The sequence below is a fragment of the Rothia sp. ZJ1223 genome (assembly GCF_016900985.1).
Lineage (GTDB): Bacteria > Actinomycetota > Actinomycetes > Actinomycetales > Micrococcaceae > Rothia.
This window is the reverse complement of sequence record NZ_JAFEUT010000007.1, coordinates 42,577-65,703: the sequence shown is the minus strand read 5'-3', so window position 1 is coordinate 65,703 and position 23,127 is coordinate 42,577. Positions and strand designations below refer to the sequence as shown.

The window sequence follows — 23,127 nt, the reverse complement described above, 5'->3', positions numbered from 1 at the left end:
CAACAAACCATAGACGCAGATTACTTACACACCTGTCATTAGAACAAACACCCAAGCCACAACCACTTTAAGGAAAAGAAAACTTTTTCAAAAAAGTTCCAGAACCAGAGTATTGACACTAACCAAAGACAAATTTTAGTGGTGCAAAGCATTAGCTTGGCTCACATATAAGGCTTTTGAATCCAGCCAGTGTGACACGAGGTATAGAGAGCCGACTATCCCCTATACCTACCGCCTACACTGCATCGGTGGATATGTATAAGGTCTGTCTGTTAGGGAACGGAGTAGTCGCACAAACTTAAGCTTTCTTCTGCACGCCCCAAGACCTTCTAAAGGCGCTACGGCTATCAAGGTCATAGAAGGAGGAAAGGGATACAGATAGTAAACGCTAAGGATTCAGAGCGCAGAAGATTGTGGTGCGTCAACGTGTAGGGATCTTAAAAGAAGAAAGACTCGCGCCGGGGGGAACCACAACCACCGACGCGAGCCAGTCTAAGTCGAACCGCTTGAGTAAATATTTTAGAACCACACTCAACATACGATTCGTGTCTCGCACACACCCTTACGGGTGCAAATTTAGTTGACAACAAAACTACTATAACCCGATGTATAGAACGTTTGCAACCCCGGAACACAATATTTTCTAAAACCATCTGACGTATGTGATTGGCAAACCCGTGGAACCCAGATGAACTGACACAAAAACGCCTTGCTAGATGTTACCGACCGGTATCTTTACCTGGAGCATAAGCGCCTCTCACCCAGTAAATACCTAGTAACTAGCTGATTGGCAAAGAAGATCTGTAAGCCCCAAATACCGTTCCTGCAGGTTTATGAGTAGGCAATTTTAGGTGCCACTACGCAGCAAAACCCTGATAAGTTTTCTCAAACCTTCAAAATGCTTATAAAACCAGGGAATTTTTGCTACTGCTTGGTAACTAATTCTTGTAAGTTGATCACTTGACCCGTGCTTGCACCGATGAGTCTTAGTACGTTGAGGTGCCGCTCAGCAGAGTAATCAGCAATCGCGTCCGCCACTACAAAATACTCGATATCTCGCGCTAGAGCATCAAAACTAGTGGCGATGATGCCACCTGAAGCAAAAATCCCAACAACCGCCAACTGATTTCTTCCTAGCCGGCGAAGTTCCACATCAAGGTCAGTTGCGTAGAAAGCGCTGAGAGATCTCTTATAAACGCACGGAACGTCATCCAGAGCCTGCACCAAAGATTCGTTGACCTGCGACGCAGTGGGACCCAACCCCCACAATTTTCCACCAATGCCCCGCTGCTCAATAGCGGTGGCAGGACGCGGTGCCGAACGTACAACGGGAACGCCGTTCTGCTGCGCCCAGTCCACTACGATCTGCACAGACTTTATAAGCTCTTCTTGTAATTGTGCGGTCAAGACCTGTAAGTAGTAGGGAAGAAAATCATGAACGAGTAAGGCAACCCGAGAAGAATCAAAGCTCCAGCCTAAACCTTCACTCTCCCGGTTAAATTCGGTCAGCGAGTAGGACGCAATATTAGCGCTAAAAGTAGCCACCGCTATTACCTACCCTAGAAAAGAGCAATTTTATCGGGTGCAGGGAAGATTTGATCGAGGTGCCCCAAATCCTCGGATGAGAGTATCACCGAAGCAGTCGCAGCATTCGCCTGAACCTGCTCTACACTGGTAGCTCCAGCAATGACCGAAGCTACGGGGTGCTGTGCAGCCAACCACGCAAAAGCGATCTCAACCTCGCTCAGGTTGCGAGTGCGTGCAAACGAGGAGAACGCCTCTAACTGATCCCAATTAGCGCCTTCAAGAATTTGCGGTTTGAGACGGGTCAAGCGTCCGTCGGCAGGTGCCTGATCTTTGGTGTATTTACCGGTCAAAAGACCGTTAGCTAGGGGAAAGTAAGGCAGCATACCCAGCCCAAAGGCGCGAGCTGCGGGCATCACTTCAAGCTCTGCACGGCGATCAAGCAAGTTGTAATGGTTTTCAACAGCAATATAGCGATGCGTGCCTAGCTCACGGGCGATATACTGCGCATGAGCAATCTGCCACCCAGCATAATTGGAATTACCGATATAACGCACCTTGCCCTGCTCAATGAGAGTGTCGAGAGCTACGAGGGTCTCTTCAATAGGCGTCTTCTCATCGGGGGTGTGATGAAAGTACAAATCGATATGGTCCGTGCCCAATCGGGTCAGGGATGCCTCAACCGCCCGCATGATGTAGCGGCGAGAACCGCGCACCCCGTAGTCAGCGCCGTTAGTGCCCTTCATGTCCATACCGAACTTTGTCACGAGAACAATGTCATCACGTACTGATGAATCCAAAGTCTTCAAAGCCTGACCAAACATGGTTTCGGAGACACCGGGCTCGGCACCGTAGATATCAGCAACATCGAAAAGAGTAATGCCAGCATCCACCGCAGCAGCAATCACTGTATTCGTTGCCTCTTGGGTCTCCGTCGCCGTGCCCGCGCGTCCGAGATTATTGCACCCCAAACCCACCGACGAAACAATAAGACCTGATGTACCCAGCTGACGATATTCCATAACACCCTCCAACAGCTTGTTTTTTCTAGGCTCTCACAACTACTAACAGTTTCTCTAGACACTACGAAAAATGACGTCGTAGGCGTTAAAGACGCAAGGCTCCTCTCACCGAAGATCGGCGAAAGAAGCCCTCAGTCTAGTGAACCTTAGTGACCCATGCCAGCAGGTACTGCGCCCTCGGGCTTACCGCGCCAAGCGGTGCTTGGGTCTAGGCGGTAAGTGTAGGAGCGTCCTACGCGCGGACCGCGTAGCAGTACCCCGCGTTCTACGAAACGACTAATCGCCCGTGAGACCGACTCACGGGAACGGTGCATTTCCTCCGCTATCTCTGTAGTGTTCACATGCAGATAGTTCTCAAAGTCGAGCCGCCCTAGTAGCTTTACGAAAATCCTGTAGTCCCCATCAGCCCAATCCGCGTTAGCTATCGCATCAAATTAGGTAACCATTCCCATGAAAACCCCCTCGATTCCAAGCTTTCGATTCTGAGCGCGGGACGGCTACGAGGTCGTACACTCCGCCGGTTTCGGTGTCGACGTAAGCCTTGATTTTTCTTTCTTGCATTCGTCCCGCTCCTAAATTCTCGTGTGACAGTACAATCACATCACGTGATTCTAGGGCCACACGGGAATTAGCGAAAGTCCAGTATTTGCAAGGGTTCTGGGCGTACTCTCTTCTTAAGAAAGCAGGCGCGTTTTTGGGTCTGTATCTCACAGCTTTTCATGGTCATTTCAGCACTCATTTTCACCGGCTTATTTTGTTCGCTCACCTGACTTAAAAACCTAAGCTGCTCACTTCAATAACTCCTCCGTCCCCAACCCGCGCAGGCGGATTAGCTGGGGCTTGCCGGAGCCAGTCGAGGAGCACAGACCCCCACCTGCCCGCGGAGCAGGCACAGAAAAGCCACCTTGCTAGGAGCATGCAAGGTGGCTTTTAGTGGCTGGCTATTCGCCAGTAATGACACGCAGGTTTCTCTCTCGTATTTCGCGTTCGAGCTATTCGCGTCCCTCGGGCTTACCCGAAGGAACAAAGAAAGCAACCACCACAGCAGCTAACGACATAAACGCCGCCACCAGCAGAGCAAAGTGAACACCTGCCGCGTGCGCCTCGGGCGAATCGCCACCGAAGTTAGCAATACCAATGCCCATGAGGGTCACGAATAGAGCCGTTGCCGCTGCACCAGCAACCTGCTGAATTGCGGTCAATGCCGAGCTACCAAAGGAGTACAAAGCAGTATCGAGGCTGCCCAAGCCAATAGTCATCATGGGGGTGTTGATAAAAGGCAACGAGATACTCAAGAGGACGTGCGAAGCAACAATGAACCACAGCGGAGTATTAACACCGAAAGTAGACATCATCCAAATAGCGCCACTGAGCGCGATCGCGCCGGGCAGCACCAAGGCGCGAGCGCCGAACTTATCAACCAGACCACCGACGAAGGGGCTCAACACTGCCATAACGATACCGCCAGGAAGCAACAGCAGACCGGTCGTCAGCGCGTCCACGCCCAAAGCATTAGCCGTGTACAGGGGAATCAAAATAGCAGTACCCAACATGACGCCCATGCCCACCGAGCTCATAATGACAGTGAGAACGAAGGGGCGTGCCTTGAAAACGCGCAGATCCATGAAGGGGGACGCGCCTTCAAGCTGCTTTTGGCGCAGGATAAACCAGACCAACGAAGCAACAGCAATAGCCACCACGGGCCAAGGGCTCACCGGCAGCCCTCCGCCGCCGTGACCAGCACCGCCACCGAAGGAACTCAGGCCTAAGACCAGACCACCGAAACCAACGGTTGAAAGAACAACCGACAAGATATCAAGTTTCTGGGCTTCGCCAGTAGGCGCAGTATTAGGTGCCAGACGCAAACCAATCAGCAGGGCGATAATTCCGATGGGCAGAATCGCCCAAAAGAGAAAACGCCAAGATGCAACTGACAAAATCAGACCCGATACGGTGGGCCCCATCGCGGGAGCCGCCGAGATGACCATACCGATAATGCCCATTGCTTTACCGCGCATATGAAGGGGAACCAGACGCAACATAGTGGTCATCAACAGGGGCATCATGACACCGGTGCCAGCTGCCTGCAGGACGCGTCCGATCAGCAGAAAAGCGAAGGTCGGAGCGAGCGCAGCTGCCACAGTGCCCACCGTGAAGAGCAACATTGCGCCCACAAAAACCTGGCGAATGCTAAAACGCGAAAGAATGAAACCCGCAGCGGGGGTCACCACTGCCATGGTCAGCATGAAAGCAGTGGAAGACCATTGACCCAGGGATGCTGAGACGTTGAGGTCTTCCATGATGGAGGGTAGGGCAACACCCAACAGGGTTTCATTGAGAATTAAGACAAAAGCCGCCACCACCATGACGGCAAGAAGCAAGAAATCTGCCTGCGGTAACTTAGCGGCAGGAGATGCGCCGTGGGAGTGGTCGTGTGGCTCAATCACAGGCAATGAGCCGGTAGGCGAAACTATAGGCGTAGTGCCTGTGGGCAGATTACTATTATTATTTCTCTGATTCGAAGAGGGGTTTTTAGTCATAAGGCACAAGCCTACGCCCCAAAGCCAGTAGCTCGTAAGCATATGGTCGCTAGGCGTTGGTCACAGGTACGCGGGCGAGCAAAGACTTTCACCGGCAAGTATCTCCGCCACCTTCCACGCACTGATTCAAGCGTCGGGGTTTCGTGGGTGGTGAACAAGCCCGAACGCACGTAACCTCCACCACCTTTAGCCCCTACACTAAGAACATGACTAAGAAATCAGGACTAGACCTCGAATACATCGACCCCAATACTGCCGCCGGTGACGACTTCTTCCGTCACCTCAACGGTGCATGGATTGACACCTACGAAATCCCCGCCGACCGATCCAAAGACGGTGGGATTTACTTCCTGCGCGATGACGCTGAAAAGAACGTACGCACCATCGTAGAAAAAATTGCCGACGAAAACCCCGAATCACACATCGGCGCCCTCTACAACGCCTTCATGGACACCGAAAAGATTGAAGCGGACGGCGTCACCCCGCTCCAGCGCGAAATCACCCCCGTCTTCGAAGCACAAACCCACGACCAGCTCATCAAAGTACTCGCTGAAGGCGACAAAGCCGGTATTGGCACCCTCTTTGGCTGGTACACCTCCATCGACGCGAAAAACCCCGGCCACTACACCGTCTACATGAGCCAGTCAGGTCTGGGACTGCCCGACGAATCCTACTACCGCGAAGACAAGTTCGCAGAGGTTCGCGAAGCCTACATAGAACACATTGAACGCATGTTCACCCTCACCGGCGCGTCCGCACCACTGGGTCTCACCCCAAATATGGCGGCGCAAATCATCATGGCGCACGAAACCGAAATTGCCTCGCACCACTGGGACAACGTGCGCAACCGCGACGCCGATAAACGCTACAACCCGGTAGCAGCCGCCGACCTCAACGAAAAATTCCCCGGCTTCGACTTCGAAGCCTACATCGAGGGAATCGGCTCATCCGTTGAAGAATTTGGCACTGTCGTTCTCTCACAACCCTCCTTCTTCGAAGAAGCCGCAAAAATGTGGACCAGCGTACCGCTGATGACCTGGAAACTCTGGTTTATCTGGCGCATGATCAGCGCCCGCGCGTCCCTCCTCAACGAAGAAATGGTCGAAACTAACTTCGACTTCTACGGACGCACCCTCTCAGGCGCCCAAGAAGTACGCGAACGCTGGAAGCGTGGTATCTCCCTGCTTGAAAGTTACATCGCCGACCAAGTAGGCAAAGAATACGTCGCCGTGCATTTTCCGCCCACTCATAAAGCCAAGATGCTGGAACTCGTTGACAACCTCATCGAAGCCTACCGAGAATCAATCACCACCCTCGAGTGGATGACCGACGAGACCCGCGCCCGCGCCCTTGAGAAACTAGACCAGTTCGTCACCAAAATCGGCTACCCCGACAAATGGCGCGACTACTCAGACCTAGAACTGGCACCCGGTGATCTCTTCGAATCAGTACGCCGCGCCATCTTGCACGAACACAACTTCATGCTGGCACGCATCGGCAAACCCGTTGATAAAACCGAGTGGCTCATGAGCCCGCAGACCGTTAACGCCTACTATATGCCGCCCGCCAACGAAATCGTCTTTCCCGCAGCGATTCTTCAGCCGCCCTACTTCGACCCCGAAGCTGACGACGCCGTCAACTACGGCGGCATCGGCGCGATCATCGGTCACGAAATCGGGCACGGCTTCGATGACCAGGGCTCAAAATACGACGGCACCGGCGCACTCAATAACTGGTGGACCGAAACCGACCGCGAAGAATTCACCAAACGAACCGCGTCCCTCGTTGACCAGTACAACGGCTACACCCCGACCGGTCTTGACCCCGAGAAGTTCACCGTCAACGGCGAACTAACCCTAGGCGAAAACATCGGTGACCTCGGCGGTCTCTCCATCGCCTTGAAGGCCTACAAAATCGCCCTCGCTCAACAGGGCATTAACTCCCTGGCGGATGCTCCCGTCATCGACGGCTACACCGGCGTGCAGCGCGTACTCATGTCATGGGGTATCGGTTGGCGAACCAAAGCCCGCCAGCAGTACGAAGAAATGATGATCTCCGTAGACCCGCACTCCCCCAGTGAGTTCCGCGTTAACGGTATTGTGCGCAACCTAGACGAGTTCTATGAGGCATTCAATGTGACACCGGAACACAAGCTCTACCTTGCCCCCGAGCAGCGTGTAGCAATCTGGTAAACCCATGACGTAAGTACACTTCACCTACACATCAGACCCTTACTTAAGCACAGTAAGGGTCTGATTTTTTGTGCTCACCGGCTGCATCTTCACGCCACCTCAGCACTGGGCAAGTTAGCGCTGAGCTAAGTATTTAGACTGAAAACGCCGAAATCTGTACACCCTCTACCTCAAGTGCCGCGCGCACCGCGCGGGCAATACCAACAGCGCCGGCAGTATCACCGTGTACGCACACGCTGTGAGCGTCCAAAGCGATTTCAGTACCGTCAGCGGCAATCACTTTCTTCTCTAACGCCATTTTCACCACGCGAGCTGCCACCTGAACAGGATCATGGATTACCGCGTCAGCTTCACGGCGCGATACCAAAGTACCCTGCGAGGTGTAGCCGCGGTCTGCGAAAGCCTCGTAAAAAACCTCAACGCCAGCTTTCTGAGATTTTTCTACCACCACGCTACCGGGCAGACACAAGAGTGAGAGATTGGTACCAGACGCACGGTTAAGCTCAGCGATAGCGGTAGCAACGGCTTGGGCTTGTGCCTCATGGTGAACGATAGTGTTGTACAAACCGCCGTGAGGTTTGACGTAGGAGACTTTGCCCCCGGCGAGCGCAGCGACAGCTTGCAAGGCACCAATCTGGTAGATGACCGCGTCCGTCAGTTCGGTGGGGGTCATATCGATGAAACGCCGACCAAAACCGGGCAGGTCAGGGTAGGCGACGTGGGCACCGATAGTCACATTGTTTGCAACAGCAGCGGTGCAGGTGGTTCGCATCACGGAAGGGTCACCCGCGTGATAACCGCAGGCAATGTTGGCGGAAGAGACGATGCGCATCATCGCCGCATCGTCGCCCATGTTCCAAGAACCGAAAGACTCACCGGAGTCTGAATTGAGGTCAATATGCACGATAGGTGCTCTTTTCTACTGGGAGGTGCGCCGAGGCTGCCGGTAAATACATATTTTGGTTAAAAAAATACTCAATTGACGTTTCGGCTACGATATATCTGTATCTATTGTTGCGTGAAGCAGGGCACACCTGTCAAGATTGTTGAACAATCTTAAGTGTGCGGTTTCACCCGCACCCATTCACACCAAGGTAGGGTACATGACGCGCATCAAACGGTTTTCACTCAACTACGCGCTGGTTGATTGCAACTCTTTGCAACACGCCCTCAGCGTACACGCCCACCTCACCGAGCATCCTACCCCCGGGCAGATTGAGCTGATCCCGGCGGCACAAACTGTACTGGTTCACTTTGCCACCCCGCAGCAGACTGAATCATTCATTACCTCATTTACCGTGCCCGAACACAGCGAAACCACAGGAACGCAGACGACCACGCGCATCATTGAAACCGTCTATACCGGCGAGGACCTCAATGATGTTGCCAACGCTACCGGTCTCAGCGTTGAAGAAGTCATCACAAAGCACAGCAGCGCCAGCTGGCAGGTAGCTTTTGCGGGTTTCGCTCCCGGCTTCTTCTACCTGCACGCACCCGACAACACTATGGACGTACCCAGACGAGCCACCCCGCGCACCTCCGTTCCAGCAGGTTCAGTAGGACTTGCCGGGCAACTTTCCGGGATTTACCCGCGTTCATCCCCAGGTGGCTGGCAGCTGATCGGGCATACCAACGCCCCCCTGTGGGATCTCACCCAGAACCCACCCGCCCTCTTAGAGCCGGGCAACACAGTGCAATTCAAGCCTGTGCGGGAGCTCGTGGAGATTCCCGCGTCCGCAAGCGTTAATCCCCCACAACCCCCTGAAAAAGGTGTTGCCCGCCTTGATGCTCCCGGTCTTCAGACGGTGTATCAAGACGGCGGACGCGACGGCTTGAGCCACTGGGGAGTCTCACCTTCTGGGTTTGCTGACATTGCTGCCGCCCACGAAGCGAACCGCCTAGTAGGTAACGCTGTGACGGTTACTCTTCTTGAAAACTTAGGCGGCGGACTGAAACTAACCGCCACCGACGATATCGTGCTCGCGGTGACCGGCGCACAGGTATCAGCAACAGTAACCTCCCCCGATGAGGCTAACGATAAAACACCCCGAACAGTTCGGCTATACAAAGCCTTCGCCCTCAAACCCAGCGAAACCCTGCAACTGGGCCCCACCACCGGTGGGCTACGCACCTACCTGGCACTGCGCGGTGGCTTTGAAGCACCGGTTGAAGCAGGCAGCACCTCACGAGACACCCTCTCTGGTCTAGGAGCACCACCGCTAACCACCGGGCAAACCCTCTACACCGCCAACCTGCCAGCAAGTGCCGTAGCGGTAGGCGCGCGTCCACTCGATGTGCCCAGCGAAAGCATCACCCTGCGCGTCACTGCCGGACCACGCGATGACTGGTTCACCACCGAATCGCTAGAGAAATTTACCGCAACCAGCTGGCAGGTGAGCGACTCCAGTGACCGCATCGGTGTGAGGCTTACCCCCGAAAATCCGCGGGATTCTACAACGCCGGTCTTGCAACGCTCCCGTGAAGGCGAGCTGCCCAGCGAAGGCATGGTCACCGGCGCCATCCAGGTGCCACCCAACGGTGAACCGGTTATTTTTCTCAGCGACAGACCGGTCACCGGCGGCTACCCCGTAATCGCCAGCGTACACCCAGCCGACCTGCGGCTACTTGCCCAAGCACCACCGACAACCCGCGTCACTTTCACTTTCATCGACCCCGCCAACTAAGGAACCCTCATGCGTAAAATTCTCATTGCCAACCGCGGCGAAATCGCCGTTCGCATCATCAATGCCTGCGCCGATGCAGGTTTTACCAGCATTGCCATCTACGCCGACGCTGATGCCCACGCCCTGCACACTGTCTTAGCAGACGAAGCCCACGCCCTTGAAGGCAGTTCACCGGCAGAGACCTACCTCAACATCGAGAAAGTGCTTGAAATCGCCAAAAAATCAGGTGCCACCGATGTACACCCCGGCTACGGCTTTTTGGCAGAAAACGCCGATTTTGCCCGCGCTGTTATAGATGCCGGTCTCACCTGGATTGGTCCCTCACCAGAGACCATCACCGCCCTGGGCGACAAGGTAGCAGCACGCGACATTGCAATGGCAGTAGACGCTCCACTGGCTCCTGGCACCGACGGACCGGTGGCGGACGCAGCAGAAGCCCGCGCCTTCGCTGAAGAACACGGTCTACCTGTAGTTATCAAAGCCGCCCACGGTGGCGGCGGACGTGGCATGCGAGTAGTACGCTCCCTAGATGAAATTGAGGACGCCTTCGACTCGGCATCACGCGAAGCCATCGGTGCCTTCGGCAACGGCGACTGCTTCGTAGAGCGCTTCTTAGACACCCCTCGCCATGTCGAAGCCCAGGTAGCGGCGGACGTCCACGGCAACGCCGTCGTCATCGGCACCCGCGACTGTTCCCTGCAACGACGACACCAAAAACTGGTCGAGGAAGCCCCCGCGCCCTTTTTAAGCTCGACGCAAGAAGAGCAGATTGTGCGCGCGTCCGCCAATATTTTCAAGCGAGCCGGGTACGTGGGCGTGGGCACCACCGAATTTTTGGTCGCCGTTGATGGCGCTATCTCCTTTCTCGAAGTAAACACCCGTATTCAGGTAGAGCACCCCATCACCGAAGAAGTCACCGGCGTTGATCTGGTGCAGCTGCAATTCGCCCTCGCCGCCGGTGAGCCGCTGCCCTTCACCCAGATGCCAGAACCGCGCGGACATGCCTTTGAATTCCGCATTAACGCTGAAGACCCAGCACGAGGTTTTCTACCCGCTGCCGGCGAAATCACCTCCATCAGTGTGCCTACAGGTCCCGGCATTCGCTGGGATTCAGGGGTACGTGCGGGTACCGTGAGCTCAGGCGACTTTGACTCCCTGCTCGCCAAACTGATCGTGAGTGCCCCGACGCGCCAGCAAGCGATTCGACGCGCACGACAGGCCCTGCGACAGCTAGAAATTCAGGGCATTTCAACCGTCATAGACTTTCACCGCCGAGTCATGGAACACCCTGACTTCACCTCAAACGACGGGTTAAAGGTGTACACCACCTGGATCGAAAACGAACTGGGCGACGACCTGCTACCCGATGAAAACTACCGCGGCGGGCTGCTACCCGTAGGTGCCACGAGCTTTCCGGGCACCGGCGTCACCCGCTTCAACCTCGAAGTGAACGGGGTATCTACCCAAGTAGGAATTCCAGATTCTATCTTCGCTTCTTTCGGCAATAGTGCAGGCGCTGGCAATGCTGGCGGGGAGGTGGCAGACGCGCGCGCACCCGAGGTCACCTCACCCATGAGCGGCAATCTACTGCGCTTTGAGGTTGCCGTTGGTGACAGTGTTGAAACCGGTCAGCAGGTTGCCGTACTTGAAGCCATGAAAACCGAGGTACCCGTCACCGCAGACGTTAGCGGCGTAGTATCTGCCCTGCCGGTAGAACCCGGGACGCGCGTCAACGCCGGGCAAGTATTGGTTCAGTTCTAGGAGTTGACGAAAAAACACGGGATTACGGTGAAAGCAGTATCTCTACGGCTGGTACTTTCGCCGTAGTCCCGTACTTTCTCGGTGAATCTTTAAATACACCGACTAAAGTGATGCACTGTGAACTTTTCTTCCCCAACCACAAACGCCCCCATGCTACTGAGCGAGTTGGTGGACGCGTCCACCCCAACCAACCACACCCACGCACCCGTATGGGCGGCGCAGGTATTGCGGGAAGCCATGATTCAGGGTGTGCTAGCGCCGGGAGCAAAGCTGGGCGAAGTGCAGCTGACCGAGCAGCTGGGCATCTCGCGTAATACCCTACGCCAGGCGTTTACCGCGCTAGAAGCCGAACACCTGGTGACGCGCGTACCCAACCGCGGGGTGTTTGTGGTGGTTCCCGATGCCCAGCAAATTCAGGAACTTTTTACCCTGCGCCTAGCACTTGAGGGGGCAGCTATTGATCTGGCACCCACCAGGGAGCATACGAAACTGCGCGCTATCATCACAGAATCTGCTGCCCACCGCGAGCGAAAATCAGCGGCGGGCATGGCGGCAGCCAACCAAAATTTTCACCGCGGACTCGTGGCGCTGGCGGGTAGCCCCAGATTGGACGCACTCATGGCACACGCACTAGCCGAAATGCGCCTACTCTTTCACTCCATGACAACCGTGCCGGATTTTCATGCACCCTTCATCGACAAGAACGCCCACCTACTGCAACTGATAGAAAACGGACAGAAACCCCAGGCACGGGACTACCTGCACGGGTACCTTGAAGAATCAGCAGCCTACTTTGCGGGCAGGGTCTAAAGCAGGGGATAGCGCGAGCAGATGCAAGGGAGAGAGGGCTGACATTACGTCCGCCCGTTACTGCGGTGGCAGTGCCCCCAGCAACCGGCGATTCTCCCTTTAACGCACGATTCACCTCTGCAGAAGAGGTGAATTATGCAATAAAAGGTGAATTACGGATGCGACCAATCTGCCAGCTCGGGAAAGACCGCGTTCGCTACGCTCACACTCTCCCACGCTGGGCCGCTGACGCTGTGCCCAGCGCTAGCAACCAATTTTTGCTTCCTCACTCACTCGGAAAAGACCGCGTTCGCTACGCTCACACTCTCCCACGCTGGGCCGCTGACGCTGTGCCCAGCGCTAGCAACCAATTTTTGCTTCCTCACTCACTCGGAAAATTGGTTGCTAGCCTTGCCATAGCTTCGCAATGCCACCCAAAGAGTTCCAACCCAAGTAGATGGTCAGCAACCAGGACGCCCAACCCACAACCAACAGCCACACCGGGTACTTATACCCCGCCAGCAAGGTCTTCGCACGGAAAGTCGCCACAAACAAGAGCACACCGAAACCAACCGGCAGAATCAGACCGTTCACCGCGCCCGCCACAATCAGCAGCGTCGCAGGAGCCTTACCCAGCGACATAAAAACAACGGTCGAAACTACAATGAAGCCGATGGTCAAACCGTTCTTCACACCCACCGAAGTGCGAGAAGTCGTCAAGAACGACACCGAAGTATATGCAGCACCAATCACAGACGAAATCGCCGCACCCCACAAAATCAGACCAAACAGACGGGTACCGATCTCACCAGCGGCAACACCAAACGCCTGACCGGCAATCGAGCTTTCCGTTGACAGTTCAATACCGGTAGCAACAACACCCAAAATCGCCAGGAACAGCAAGAAACGCATCACGCCGGTGATAATAATGCCGGTCACCGAAGACCGGGCAATATCGGTCACGGACTCAACACCCGAAACACCGGCGTCAATCATGCGGTGCGCACCCGCATAGGTAATGTAGCCACCCACGGTGCCACCCACCAGGGTCGTAATGACAGCAAAATCAACGGTCTCAGGCATGACGAAGTTACGCATCGCCTCACCCACAGGCGGGTTAGATACAACAGCAACGTAAGCAGTTGCCAGAATCATGATGATACCCAACACAACCACAACGCGGTCCAGAGCCATACCTGCCTTACGTGATACAAAAACGGCGATTGCCAAAACAGCGGTCAAGATACCACCGAGTTTCGGGTCAAGACCCAGCATGGAATCCATGCCCAAACCGCCACCGGCAACGTTGCCCACGTTAAAGACGAAACCGCCGAGGGCAACAAGCACCGCCAAAAACATGCCCAACCCAGGGAGAACGGCATTCGCCAGCTCCTGCGCTTTACGCCCCGAAACACCAATAACACGCCAAACATTCAGCTGCACCGCGATGTCGATAATGATTGACACCAGAATCGCAAACGCGAAAGCGGCACCTAACTGGTAGGTAAACTGACCGGTCTGTGTAATGAAGCCCGGACCGATGGCGCTGGTTGCCATCAAAAAGAGCGAACCGATGAGCGCCGAACGGCGACCTTTCACCGATCGCTGCGGACGCGCGTCCGCAGGGTTAAAATTCTCAGCCACAATGGCTCCTAATCAGAAGAGGAAGACGCTCAAATATTGCGTGTGTCATAGATACTAGTCACAATATAGAGATTGTTGAACAATCCTGCAAGTGGGGCAGGCAAAAAGGGGCGTTCCCCACGGTCTTCCCGCGGAGAACGTCCCCTTTTTTCTGACTGCTAGATAAGGTCAAGACGCGCGGCGGCGGCTTGATGACCAGGGCGCTGACAGCAAGCGAGGTCAGCGTAAAGGCTCATGCACTGGGGGAGGTGAAGGTAGACGGGGTGTTTTCAGGGGTGCAAACTAGCCCTTTCTGGCACAGAGGAAAGCAGTGGCACCGTTTCACCACAACTTAATTGATAACGGTTCTCATTATCATGTTATTGTTGTTTGGGAATCATTTTCAAAACTTCTAGTAGAAAGCACAGCATCGCTGCCATGGCTCACCAAAACTTTAAGCGCGCGCTCTTTACCGGATCTCTTGCGCTCAGCATTGCCCTTCCGGGCATCTCAGCTCACGCACTGCCCGAGAACACCACCGTTGTTGCTGGTGTCCACACTGATGCCATTGCGATGGACCTTCAGGGTAACGCCCTTAAGGTTTTCTCTTACGCTGATTTGCCTGGCAAGATGCGCAGCAAGCTAGACCCTGCCACCACTATTTTTCATCTGCCCGATCATGAGGCAACCAGGGTAGAGGTTCCTGCTGGCTATGAGTTCATTGCCCAGCCCGGCACCCAGGTATGGTTCGCTCCGCAGACTCAGCGCGATGGGGTAATTTGGCCCGGTTGGAACACCGAAGATATCTCCCGCGGTAAGGTGAAGAATGACTCTTTGGTCATGGAACTGGTGGACGCAAAAACCCCGCAGGGTGGTTCTGTTGAGGTTTTCCAGGACAGCGCGTTTGGTGCCCCCACCCGCGTGTGGAGCAGTGACGAGGACGTTAAGAAGTACACCCAGCCCGTTGCCTCGCACGTTCACGCGAACTGGGCTTTTACCCATGCAGGCACTTATACTCTGACCTTTAAGGTCACCGGTGAAACGGTGGATGGCGCCCCCCTTGAAGATACCCAGGACTTCACCTTCGTAGTGGGCGATCTGCCTGCAGATGAAGTTGCACCTGAAAAGAATGACACAGCGTCACCGTCACCCGAGGCTACCGAGCAGCCCAGCGCGTCCGCGCCCACTGCCACCCCGGTAAAGGAATCACCTACGACCCAGCCCAGCACGCCAGCACCTCCGCACGAGAGCGTTCAGCCTACTAAGGACGAGAGCGCGACCTCCCCCGCACCGACCTTCGCTGAGTTGGCAGAATCTGCTCCGGCCGATAATAAGGCAGAGAACCATGACGGGCATTATCACGCGCCTGAACAACCCGCAGCAGAAGCCGGTAAGACAGACGAGCAGAACACACCCCAGCAAGCCCCTGCCCCCACTGCACCAGCAAACCCTGCACCTGCTTCTCAGAACAATTCACGCAGCGGTGCTCAGCAATCAGCCCCACAGAGCGCACCAAAGCCCGCCGCTGAAAAGTGCATGGCAACTGAAGTCGTTGTAGAAAAGGCTCCCGAGCAAAAGACTACTGCTGACCGTGCCGCGTCATCTCAGGACGCAACCATCAAGACCACCGGCAATAAGGCAACAACCGGTGCCCACATTTTCACCATCAATAACTCATCGCGTGAACAGCTCACCGAAGGTCACTTCGATTTCGGGGCGGTTCTCAACGGTAAGCAGCTCAGCGCGTCCATCAAGGACGATCGCACCAGCCCCGCTCGTTGGGTTGCTCCGCGCTCTGTAGAGTTTGTGCTCTCAGAATCTGCGAAGAAGAAGATGCCCGCTGGTATGGAGAATATTGCGCCTGCCGGTAGCGACGTTTACCTCATCGGCAGCACTCAGGAGGCTGGCGTGCCGTGGCTGGGTTGGAATACCCAGGATTCAGCCCTGTCGCAGAATGTGAAGGGTGATGCCACGCTGAAACTCGACTCGGTGACCGGCCCCGGCAAGCTATCGGTGTTCCTCACCGGCAACTTCGGTTCGGCGGGTCAGACCGTGTTCAACGCTCCTGGCGATACCTTCAAGGTGCCTTTAAACACCCACCAGCACGGTAACTGGGTTTTCTCAGCGCCGGGTGTTTACACCGCTACCGTTTCGTGGCATGCCACCCTCAAGGATGGCACCCCCACCAGTACATCAGCAGAGCTTCGCTTTGTGGTGGGCGATGTAACCGTACCTCCGGCGACACCTGCTGAGCAGTCAGAAGCTCAGAATACTGAGAAAGCTAAAACTGAGTCAAAGAACGAGAGCGCACCCCAGGGTTCCGAGCAGAAAGCTACCGCGCAGGGTTCAGTTGATACTGCAACCGGCATCGTCACCAAGCCCGACGGCTCCAAAGTGAAAATTGTCGGTAAAACCTCATCAGGCGCTGATTGCACCCTCTCCGACAACGAGTTGAAACAGGCTCAGGAGGCTTCAGCCCAGGGCAAGCTCGCCTACACCGGTTTCAGTAGCGCTCAGCTTGCCGGTTTTGGTGTACTCACTCTGTTAGCCGGCATCGGCACCTTGCTGCTGGCGCGTCGTGCTCAGCGTAAGAATGCGTAAGACAAAACTTCTTGCTCTAGCAGCTAGCTGCCTTTTCGCGCTCACCGCGTGCACAGCCCCTTCATCGGGCGGTGCAGGCGGTGAGCAACTGAAGGTTGTTACCACCACCCCCATTCTTGCCGACTTCGCCGCTCGTGTTGGTGGGGATTATGCGCAGGTCAGTTCTTTGGTGCCCAACGGGGCTGACCCGCACTCCTACGAACCGACCCTGCGCGATGTGCGTGATATAGCCTACGCTGATGTTGCGTTCACTAACGGGTTACTTCTTGAGCAGCAAAAGATGTTGAAGACCGTCAGCGCGAACTTGCCGCAGGACGCAACCTCCGTGGCTGTTGCCGAAGGCATCGAAACCTACGGCGGCAAACTGCAACCCATCGTTGAAGATGCGTCGCTCGATTCAGTGTGGCTGGGGTTGCGCGTTGAAGCTGGTAACGCAGACACCTCAGGTGAGCACACCGCGACTTTTAGCGCGTCCAACCCGCAAGGCCCCGGCAGGCTGGCAGCTTTCATCACGCAAACTTTTGGTGCTGTTGAGGTCGTTGCAGATTCTGAGCAAGGACGCGCTCAGGTGGGTTCAACCCAGCTACCCCTGAATGCCCACACTCACCTTTCGTGGGCTTTCACTGCCAGCGGTCACTATACCCTGGAAGTTTCTGCCAGCAGTAGCGACCCCTCCCTGGGCGAAGTGCCCACCCACACCCTGCACTTTGTAGTGGGTGAAGACCCCACTGCTGTCGCGCAGCAGATGGGCACCGACACTCACATTCTTGATGGGGGGCATGCTGATCTCACCGCGCAACTTGACCAAGGGCGCATGATGATTCGCACCGACCACGACGGAGAGGTTCACTACCACGAGCTAGAAAAAACCCTTGTGGTCGTGCCCTCCAAAACTCTGCAGGAACTACCCGCCAGTGCCCAGTACCGTTTTCTGGGCAGAGGCGGGGAGCAAATGTACCTGCTGGCTCAGGCGGTAGCGGGCAAGCATGTTCACGGTGAAATCGACCCGCACATCTGGCATTCAGTGCCCAACGCTAAGGCAAGCGTCGAGCTCATGCGAGACACCCTCGCTACCGCTAACCCCAAGCACGCCAGTGCCTACAACGCCAACGCGTCCGCTCTACTGGCAGAGCTGGATCAGCTCAACCGGGATCTCATCGACGCCTATGCGAGCCTTCCAGATTCTCGCAAAAACCTGATTACAACGCATGACGGTTACCGCTATCTCGCAAGCACTTACGGCCTGGAAACCGCCGGGTTTGTGACCCCGGCACCGGGCAGTGAACCCAGTATTCAACAGCGCAACAGACTGCGACGAACCATTGAGGACCTCAACATTTCAGCCCTCTACATAAACAGGGGCGAGATGGAGAAAACCTCAATTCTTGCCCAAGTCGCTGAAGACTCCGGGGTTCGCCTGTGCCAGCTCTACGCCGACAGCCTTGATTCAAACGCACCCCATTACATCGACATGATGCGCTCCAACGCGCAGACCATTACAGAATGTTCAGGAAACTAGATATGACCGAGAAACTACCCTACGTTCGTTCCCTCACCGTGGCGGCTCTTGTCACCGGCATGTGTATGCCCCTTGCCGCCCATGCCGACGATGCAACCGCAGCCCCCGATGCTAGCGCGTCCGCCGAGGTGAAAAGCGCACAAGAAAAAGCGCTGGAACAAAAGATTTCCTCCGATGAGCCCATTGCCAGCGGTCGAGTCAGCATCGACGCTGGGCACGTTGATATGGGGCCCAAGTTCATTGACGGAAACTGGCAGCTCATGGTACATGATGACTCCACTGCCAACCCCGTGTGGCGCATGATGGAAGACGTGGTGCTGGTAGGTAAGGACGCCGCAAAGCTACCGGTACCCGATGATGAGCGCTACTCCTTTGTAGATGCTGCTCCGGGTAGTGATGTGTACGTGATTCCGCAGACCGAAGCTGAGGGCGTTGTCTGGCCCGGCTGGAACACCCAGGACCCTGCGGTTGTTGAGGCACTAGGACGCGGAGTGACCCTCACCCTCGACCGTGTTGAGGGCCCCGGTCAGCTCACCGTTTACCTTGAGAACGGTAACTTCTCAGCGCCCCAGGTGCTCTGGAACTCCAACACCCCCGAATCCCAAGATATCTGGGTTGAACCCAACACCCACACCCACGCCAACTGGGTGTTCACCGCCCCCGGTGCCTACTTCGTGACAGTAACGGCACACGCTACTCTCGCTGACGGCAGCGAGGTTGCCAACACCCAGCGCATCCAGTTCGCTATCGGTAGCCAGACCAACCCCGAGGACGTCTTCGCGCAAGCTGACCAGCTAGAACCCCTCACCGCAGATTCCGCCGAAGCAGCAAATGATTCAGCGAGCACGCCCGATGCTGCTGTACCCGCCGCTGACAGCTCTGACAGTGCAGAGGCAGTCAGCGAAGAGCGCACCGGCATTAGCCCTGCTCTGATTGCGGGCATTGTGGCCGTGCTGGCTGTGATTGGTGGCGGTGTAGCCTTGATGATGCGTAAGTCAGCCGCCGACCAGCGCCGTGCCCAGGAGCAAATCAAGTGAGTGAAACACCGGTTATTTCGCTGGTGAATATGGGGGCTGGCTACGGCAAACGCACCATTCTCAGCGAGGTGAATCTCACCGTTGAACGAGGGGAGTTCGTGGGGCTGATCGGTGCTAACGGCGCGGGTAAAACCACCCTGCTGCGGTCTTTGCTGGGATTAGTACCCGGTGCTACCGGTGAGATTCGCATTTTGGGGAGCACCCCCGCCTCAGCACGCACCCGCATTGGTTACGTGCCGCAGAAGCACCAGTTTCAGTGGGATTTTCCCATCACCGTCAAAGACGCGGTGATGACCGGTCGCAGTGCCCACCTGGGGTTGTTCAAGCGTCCGAGTAGCGATGACTGGGTAGCTGTTTTCTCGGCAATCAAACGAGCAGGCATCGACCACCTATCCCAGCGCATCATCGGTGAGCTCTCAGGCGGTCAACGTCAGCGCGTGCTGTTGGCGCGTGCCCTGGCAGCCGCACCCGAGCTTCTGCTGCTCGATGAGCCCTTTACCGGAGTGGACGCTCCCACCCAAGACATGCTCAACGTCCTCTACCGGGAGTTAGCCGCTGAGGGGCTCACCATCGTCATGTCTACCCATGATATGCTCTCGGCACGCGAAGCCTGCACCCGCTTGGTCGGTGTGCGCGAAACTCTAGCACTCGATGCCACGGCGCGGAGCCTAAGTGTTCAAGAACTTCACCACTGGCTCACCGGCAGAAGCGAGCAAACCCCGACTCTTCACCAGAAAGGTACAGCATGATTACGCCTTTTGAATTTGTGGGAGATTTGCTCAACCCCAATCTCTCTTTTCTTGCCAAGGCCCTCGCTGCCGTTGTGATCTCGTCCATCGTGACGGGTTTGGTGGGCTGCTACGTGGTTATGCGCGGCATGGTGTTTATTGGGGACGCGGTGGCGCACTCTGTCTTTCCGGGGCTAGCTATCGCTTTCGTCATGGGCACTAACCTCATGCTGGGCGGACTGATAGCGGGCGTCATCACCGCTATTTTGGTGGCTATTTTCAGCCAGAATCAGAAGCTCAAAGAAGACTCCGTCATTGGTATTTTCTTTGCGGGTTCTTTTGCCCTAGGCATTGTGATTATCTCGCTGCAACCGGGCTACTCGGGGTCGGTGCAGGACTTCCTCTTTGGCTCTATTGTGGGTGTATCAACCTCAGACATTACCCAGGCGGCACTCATCGCCACCGGCATCATGGCAACCCTGGCAGTATTCCACTCCCGCTTTGTCACCGTCAGCCTTGATAAAGAAAGCGCCCGCGCTATGGGGTTGCCCGTGCTGCTACTTGATGTAGTGCTCTATGTACTCGTGACTATCAGCGTGGTTATTTCGCTACAAACCCTGGGCAACGTACTGGTTCTGGCACTCATCGTTGTGCCCGCCTCCGCCGCGCGTCTTGCCTGCACCAAACTCAGCCACATGATGGTCTTCTCCCCCGCCTTCGGCATCATCTGCTCCACTGTGGGTCTCTACCTTTCGTGGTCCTTCAACCTACCGGTCGGCGGCACCATCGTGCTCACCATGATCGCCGGGTTTATGGCAACCGCAGCAGGTGCGCGCGTCCTGCGCTAAATAAACTTCAGGTACTCACCCAGTGACGAAAAAGAGGACGTTTCATCACATGTTTTACGCGATGAAACGTCCTCTCTCTGTATGAATTAGGTACCGCAGAAGCTCCTAAAAAAGCGGGCGCTTGGCTCTGCTTTTTCAAGATCGGCGACCAGTTGGGCGTGAGCCCCGGTGAGGTCTTGCTGTAGGACGCGCGTATAAGGTGCGCGTACTGCGGCCAGTAACTGCTCCACAGGTTCTGAGTTACCTGCTTCTACCGCGCGCAGGGTCTCTTCAAGAACCAGATTGCGAGGCATATACACCGGATTGCTAGCGTGCATGAGGTCGTGGGCACGCGCGTCCGACGTTTTTGTTTCTACACGCAACTCAGTGAGCTCTTTCTGCCAGGCTGTTACCGAAAGGTCTGAGGGGTGCTCCGCGAAAGGGTTTTCGCCATCGGTCAAAGACCTGAAGAAACCGGTGAAATCTAGGCTAAAGCGTTCCATGAGATCAAGGGTTCCTTCGATGAAAGCCGCGATCTCATCGAATAGATAGGCAGGTGCATCCGGCCCCATATCAAGACCCAGCTTCGCGGCAAAAGCCAGAGTGTGAGCGTGAGCGTAGGCGTCCTCAAATTCATCAAGAACCCGCTTCGCCCGCTCAATAGCACGATTGGGGCCATTGGGGTCAATCAGATCAAGCAGGGTTTCAGCGAAACGCGCCAGATTCCAGTGAGTAATACCGGGCTGATTGCGGTACTTGTAGCGCCCCTGCTGGTCGATAGAAGAGTAAACAGCGTCGCGGGAAAACCCATCGATAAAAGCGCAGGGGCCAAAGTCGATAGACTGCCCAGAAATGCTGACGTTATCAGTATTCAGAACCCCGTGTACGAACCCCAAACCCATCCAGTGAGCAACCAGTTTCGCTTGTTCTTCGACCACCTGTCGCAACAGGGTCAGGGCATTCTCAGGTGCTTCACCCACCGCCAGGTGTGGGTAGTGGCGATGCAGGGCGTACTCCACTAATCGGTTGCGGGTTTCGGTATCACAGTTGTACTGGGCAAACTGAAAAGTACCCACGCGCAGGTGACTGGACGATACACGCACCACAATGCCCGCAGGCTCAGGCAGGGGTGAGCGGCGGCGGATTTTCTCACCGGTTTCAATCACGGCGAGCGCCCGCGAGGTCGGCACTCCCAAAGCGTGCAGGGATTCACCAATCACAACCTCACGCCAGACCGCCGAAAGAGGTGCTTTACCGTCAGAACCCGGACGTGAGAAGGGGGTGAGACCGCTACCTTTGAGGTGAATATCAACGCGGTTTTGTTTTTCCCTTTCGCCGGGTGCGGACGCGCGACTCAGCTCCCCTACTAGGTGCGCGCGTCCGTCACCCAGTACCGGGGAGAGCTGGCCAAACTGAAAACCTGAGTAGGCAAGAGCGTGGGGTGTGGGGTTTTCAGCTGAGGTGCCGGTCAGCCACGCCATGCCCTCAGTGGCTAACCAGTCGGAGTCTAGACCCAGTTCTTGCGCTAGGTCATCATTGACCCAGGTGACGCGGGAACCCTCAGGAATATCCGGGGTAGCCTGCACCGCCAACTGCGGAAAGGACTGGACGTAGGTGTTCTCAAGCGTGGGCGTCATAGCTTCAGTCTATCGGGGAGGGCAAGGGCGCCCTCGTGCGCTTAGCCTACTCGCGCGTCCTTACCCCGCCTCAAAATGCCACGAGGGAGGTGTATTTGACCCCTGTCATGGCACTTTCGGGCGGAGTAAACGTTTCAAGAGCAAGGCGTTCCCTCTGCACTGCACCTAGTCTTCGTCGAGCTGAGTGTCCAGGCGAGCGCGGTCGTCCTCGCGTCGTTTTTTATAGCTGTACAGCGTAAGGGCACTGCCGATAGTCGCAAAGCCAATCATCATCAAATAACCAGGCAAACCCCACAACCCCAGCACTGTGAAACTACGAAAAATGGCACCCGACACCCAGGCTAAAGCCAGCAGGAACATCAGTAAATACTCGCCTGAAGAACTATTGACACGGGGTACAGGAGCTCGCTCACGCAACCAAGACTCACCAATTGAGTGTGTAAGCCCTATCAGTGCCATAGGCAAAGCGGAAAGCAACGAATACAGTCCCGGTAAAACCCATGCCAGTATTACGCTCACTACCGAAACACCAAAGGTCAGCCATGTATAAGAAATAGCTATCGACCGATACAGCACCTCCCGCTCAAACTCGTCATCCATTGACGTGTCATAGCGTTCAAGTATTTTGTCGTTGTAGCTCATG

At 55.7% G+C, this 23,127-nt stretch carries 16 protein-coding genes and 2 pseudogenes; 9 read left to right on the top strand and 9 right to left on the bottom strand.

The annotated features are described in order from the left end of the window. Positions 1-924 precede the first annotated feature (924 nt). From JTP09_RS09890 to JTP09_RS09875, 5 genes and pseudogenes are all read right to left on the bottom strand, one after another. Positions 925-1,545: an isochorismatase family protein gene (locus JTP09_RS09890; RefSeq protein ID WP_204878295.1), complete on the bottom strand. Its 621-nt coding sequence runs from the start codon at positions 1,543-1,545 to the stop codon at positions 925-927. 14 nt (positions 1,546-1,559) lie between these two features. Further along, positions 1,560-2,546: an aldo/keto reductase gene (locus JTP09_RS09885; RefSeq protein ID WP_204878294.1), complete on the bottom strand. Its 987-nt coding sequence runs from the start codon at positions 2,544-2,546 to the stop codon at positions 1,560-1,562. A 146-nt stretch (positions 2,547-2,692) separates the two neighbouring features. Continuing rightward, positions 2,693-2,887 (bottom strand): helix-turn-helix domain-containing protein, encoded by a 195-nt coding sequence (locus JTP09_RS09880; protein ID WP_204878293.1) that lies wholly within the window; start codon positions 2,885-2,887, stop codon positions 2,693-2,695. A 670-nt stretch (positions 2,888-3,557) separates the two neighbouring features. After that, positions 3,558-3,629, bottom strand: a pseudogene (locus JTP09_RS10415) (hypothetical protein); the annotation flags it as partial. Between the two features lie 74 nt (positions 3,630-3,703). Beyond that, positions 3,704-5,086 (bottom strand): annotated as a pseudogene (locus JTP09_RS09875) (DHA2 family efflux MFS transporter permease subunit); the annotation flags it as partial. A gap of 206 nt (positions 5,087-5,292) precedes the next feature. On the opposite strand from JTP09_RS09875, the gene JTP09_RS09870 reads away from it, so the two are divergent. Beyond that, positions 5,293-7,278, top strand: a complete 1,986-nt coding sequence (locus JTP09_RS09870) for a M13 family metallopeptidase (protein WP_204878292.1) — start codon at positions 5,293-5,295, stop codon at positions 7,276-7,278. A 133-nt stretch (positions 7,279-7,411) separates the two neighbouring features. On the opposite strand, the gene JTP09_RS09865 is transcribed toward JTP09_RS09870, so the two are convergent. Continuing rightward, entirely contained in the window at positions 7,412-8,185 is a 774-nt protein-coding gene (locus JTP09_RS09865) for a 5-oxoprolinase subunit PxpA (protein WP_204878302.1), read from the bottom strand. A gap of 196 nt (positions 8,186-8,381) precedes the next feature. Here JTP09_RS09865 and JTP09_RS09860 point away from each other — a divergent pair, with 196 nt between their 5' ends. The 3 genes from JTP09_RS09860 (at position 8,382) to JTP09_RS09850 (ending at position 12,533) form a co-directional block, all read left to right on the top strand. After that, positions 8,382-9,962, top strand: a complete 1,581-nt coding sequence (locus JTP09_RS09860) for a carboxyltransferase domain-containing protein (protein ID WP_204878291.1) — start codon at positions 8,382-8,384, stop codon at positions 9,960-9,962. Between the two features lie 9 nt (positions 9,963-9,971). Then, positions 9,972-11,723, top strand: a complete 1,752-nt coding sequence (locus JTP09_RS09855) for a biotin carboxylase N-terminal domain-containing protein (RefSeq protein ID WP_204878290.1) — start codon at positions 9,972-9,974, stop codon at positions 11,721-11,723. A gap of 117 nt (positions 11,724-11,840) precedes the next feature. After that, entirely contained in the window at positions 11,841-12,533 is a 693-nt protein-coding gene (locus JTP09_RS09850; protein WP_204878289.1) for a GntR family transcriptional regulator, read from the top strand. Positions 12,534-12,917: 384 nt separating this feature from the next. Here the strand turns inward: JTP09_RS09850 and JTP09_RS09845 are convergent, their stop codons facing one another. Continuing rightward, on the bottom strand, positions 12,918-14,156 hold the full coding sequence (locus JTP09_RS09845) for an NRAMP family divalent metal transporter (protein ID WP_370592557.1): 1,239 nt from the start codon (positions 14,154-14,156) through the stop codon (positions 12,918-12,920). 417 nt (positions 14,157-14,573) lie between these two features. Here JTP09_RS09845 and JTP09_RS09840 point away from each other — a divergent pair, with 417 nt between their 5' ends. From JTP09_RS09840 to JTP09_RS09820, 5 genes are read left to right on the top strand one after another with little or no spacing between them, the layout of a single operon-like run. Continuing rightward, positions 14,574-16,736 carry a TIGR03773 family transporter-associated surface protein gene (locus tag JTP09_RS09840; RefSeq protein ID WP_204878288.1) on the top strand — a complete coding sequence of 721 codons (2,163 nt, stop codon included), beginning with the start codon at positions 14,574-14,576 and terminating at the stop codon, positions 16,734-16,736. After that, on the top strand, positions 16,729-18,255 hold the full coding sequence (locus JTP09_RS09835) for an anchored repeat ABC transporter, substrate-binding protein (protein WP_204878287.1): 1,527 nt from the start codon (positions 16,729-16,731) through the stop codon (positions 18,253-18,255). The genes JTP09_RS09840 and JTP09_RS09835 overlap by 8 nt, the downstream gene beginning before the upstream one ends. A gap of 2 nt (positions 18,256-18,257) precedes the next feature. After that, positions 18,258-19,292, top strand: a complete 1,035-nt coding sequence (locus JTP09_RS09830; RefSeq protein WP_239479208.1) for a choice-of-anchor M domain-containing protein — start codon at positions 18,258-18,260, stop codon at positions 19,290-19,292. Further along, complete coding sequence (locus JTP09_RS09825; protein WP_370592556.1) at positions 19,289-20,041, top strand: anchored repeat-type ABC transporter ATP-binding subunit; 753 nt, start codon at positions 19,289-19,291, stop codon at positions 20,039-20,041. Before JTP09_RS09830 ends, JTP09_RS09825 begins: the two co-directional genes overlap by 4 nt. Further along, positions 20,038-20,868 (top strand): anchored repeat-type ABC transporter permease subunit, encoded by an 831-nt coding sequence (locus JTP09_RS09820; protein ID WP_204878285.1) that lies wholly within the window; start codon positions 20,038-20,040, stop codon positions 20,866-20,868. The genes JTP09_RS09825 and JTP09_RS09820 overlap by 4 nt, the downstream gene beginning before the upstream one ends. A gap of 86 nt (positions 20,869-20,954) precedes the next feature. Here JTP09_RS09820 and JTP09_RS09815 read toward each other — a convergent pair whose 3' ends face one another. Together JTP09_RS09815 and JTP09_RS09810 are read right to left on the bottom strand one after the other, a co-directional pair. Beyond that, positions 20,955-22,484 carry a protein adenylyltransferase SelO family protein gene (locus JTP09_RS09815; protein ID WP_204878284.1) on the bottom strand — a complete coding sequence of 510 codons (1,530 nt, stop codon included), beginning with the start codon at positions 22,482-22,484 and terminating at the stop codon, positions 20,955-20,957. Positions 22,485-22,649: 165 nt separating this feature from the next. Then, on the bottom strand, positions 22,650-23,126 hold the full coding sequence (locus JTP09_RS09810; protein WP_204878283.1) for a hypothetical protein: 477 nt from the start codon (positions 23,124-23,126) through the stop codon (positions 22,650-22,652). Position 23,127 lies beyond the last annotated feature (1 nt).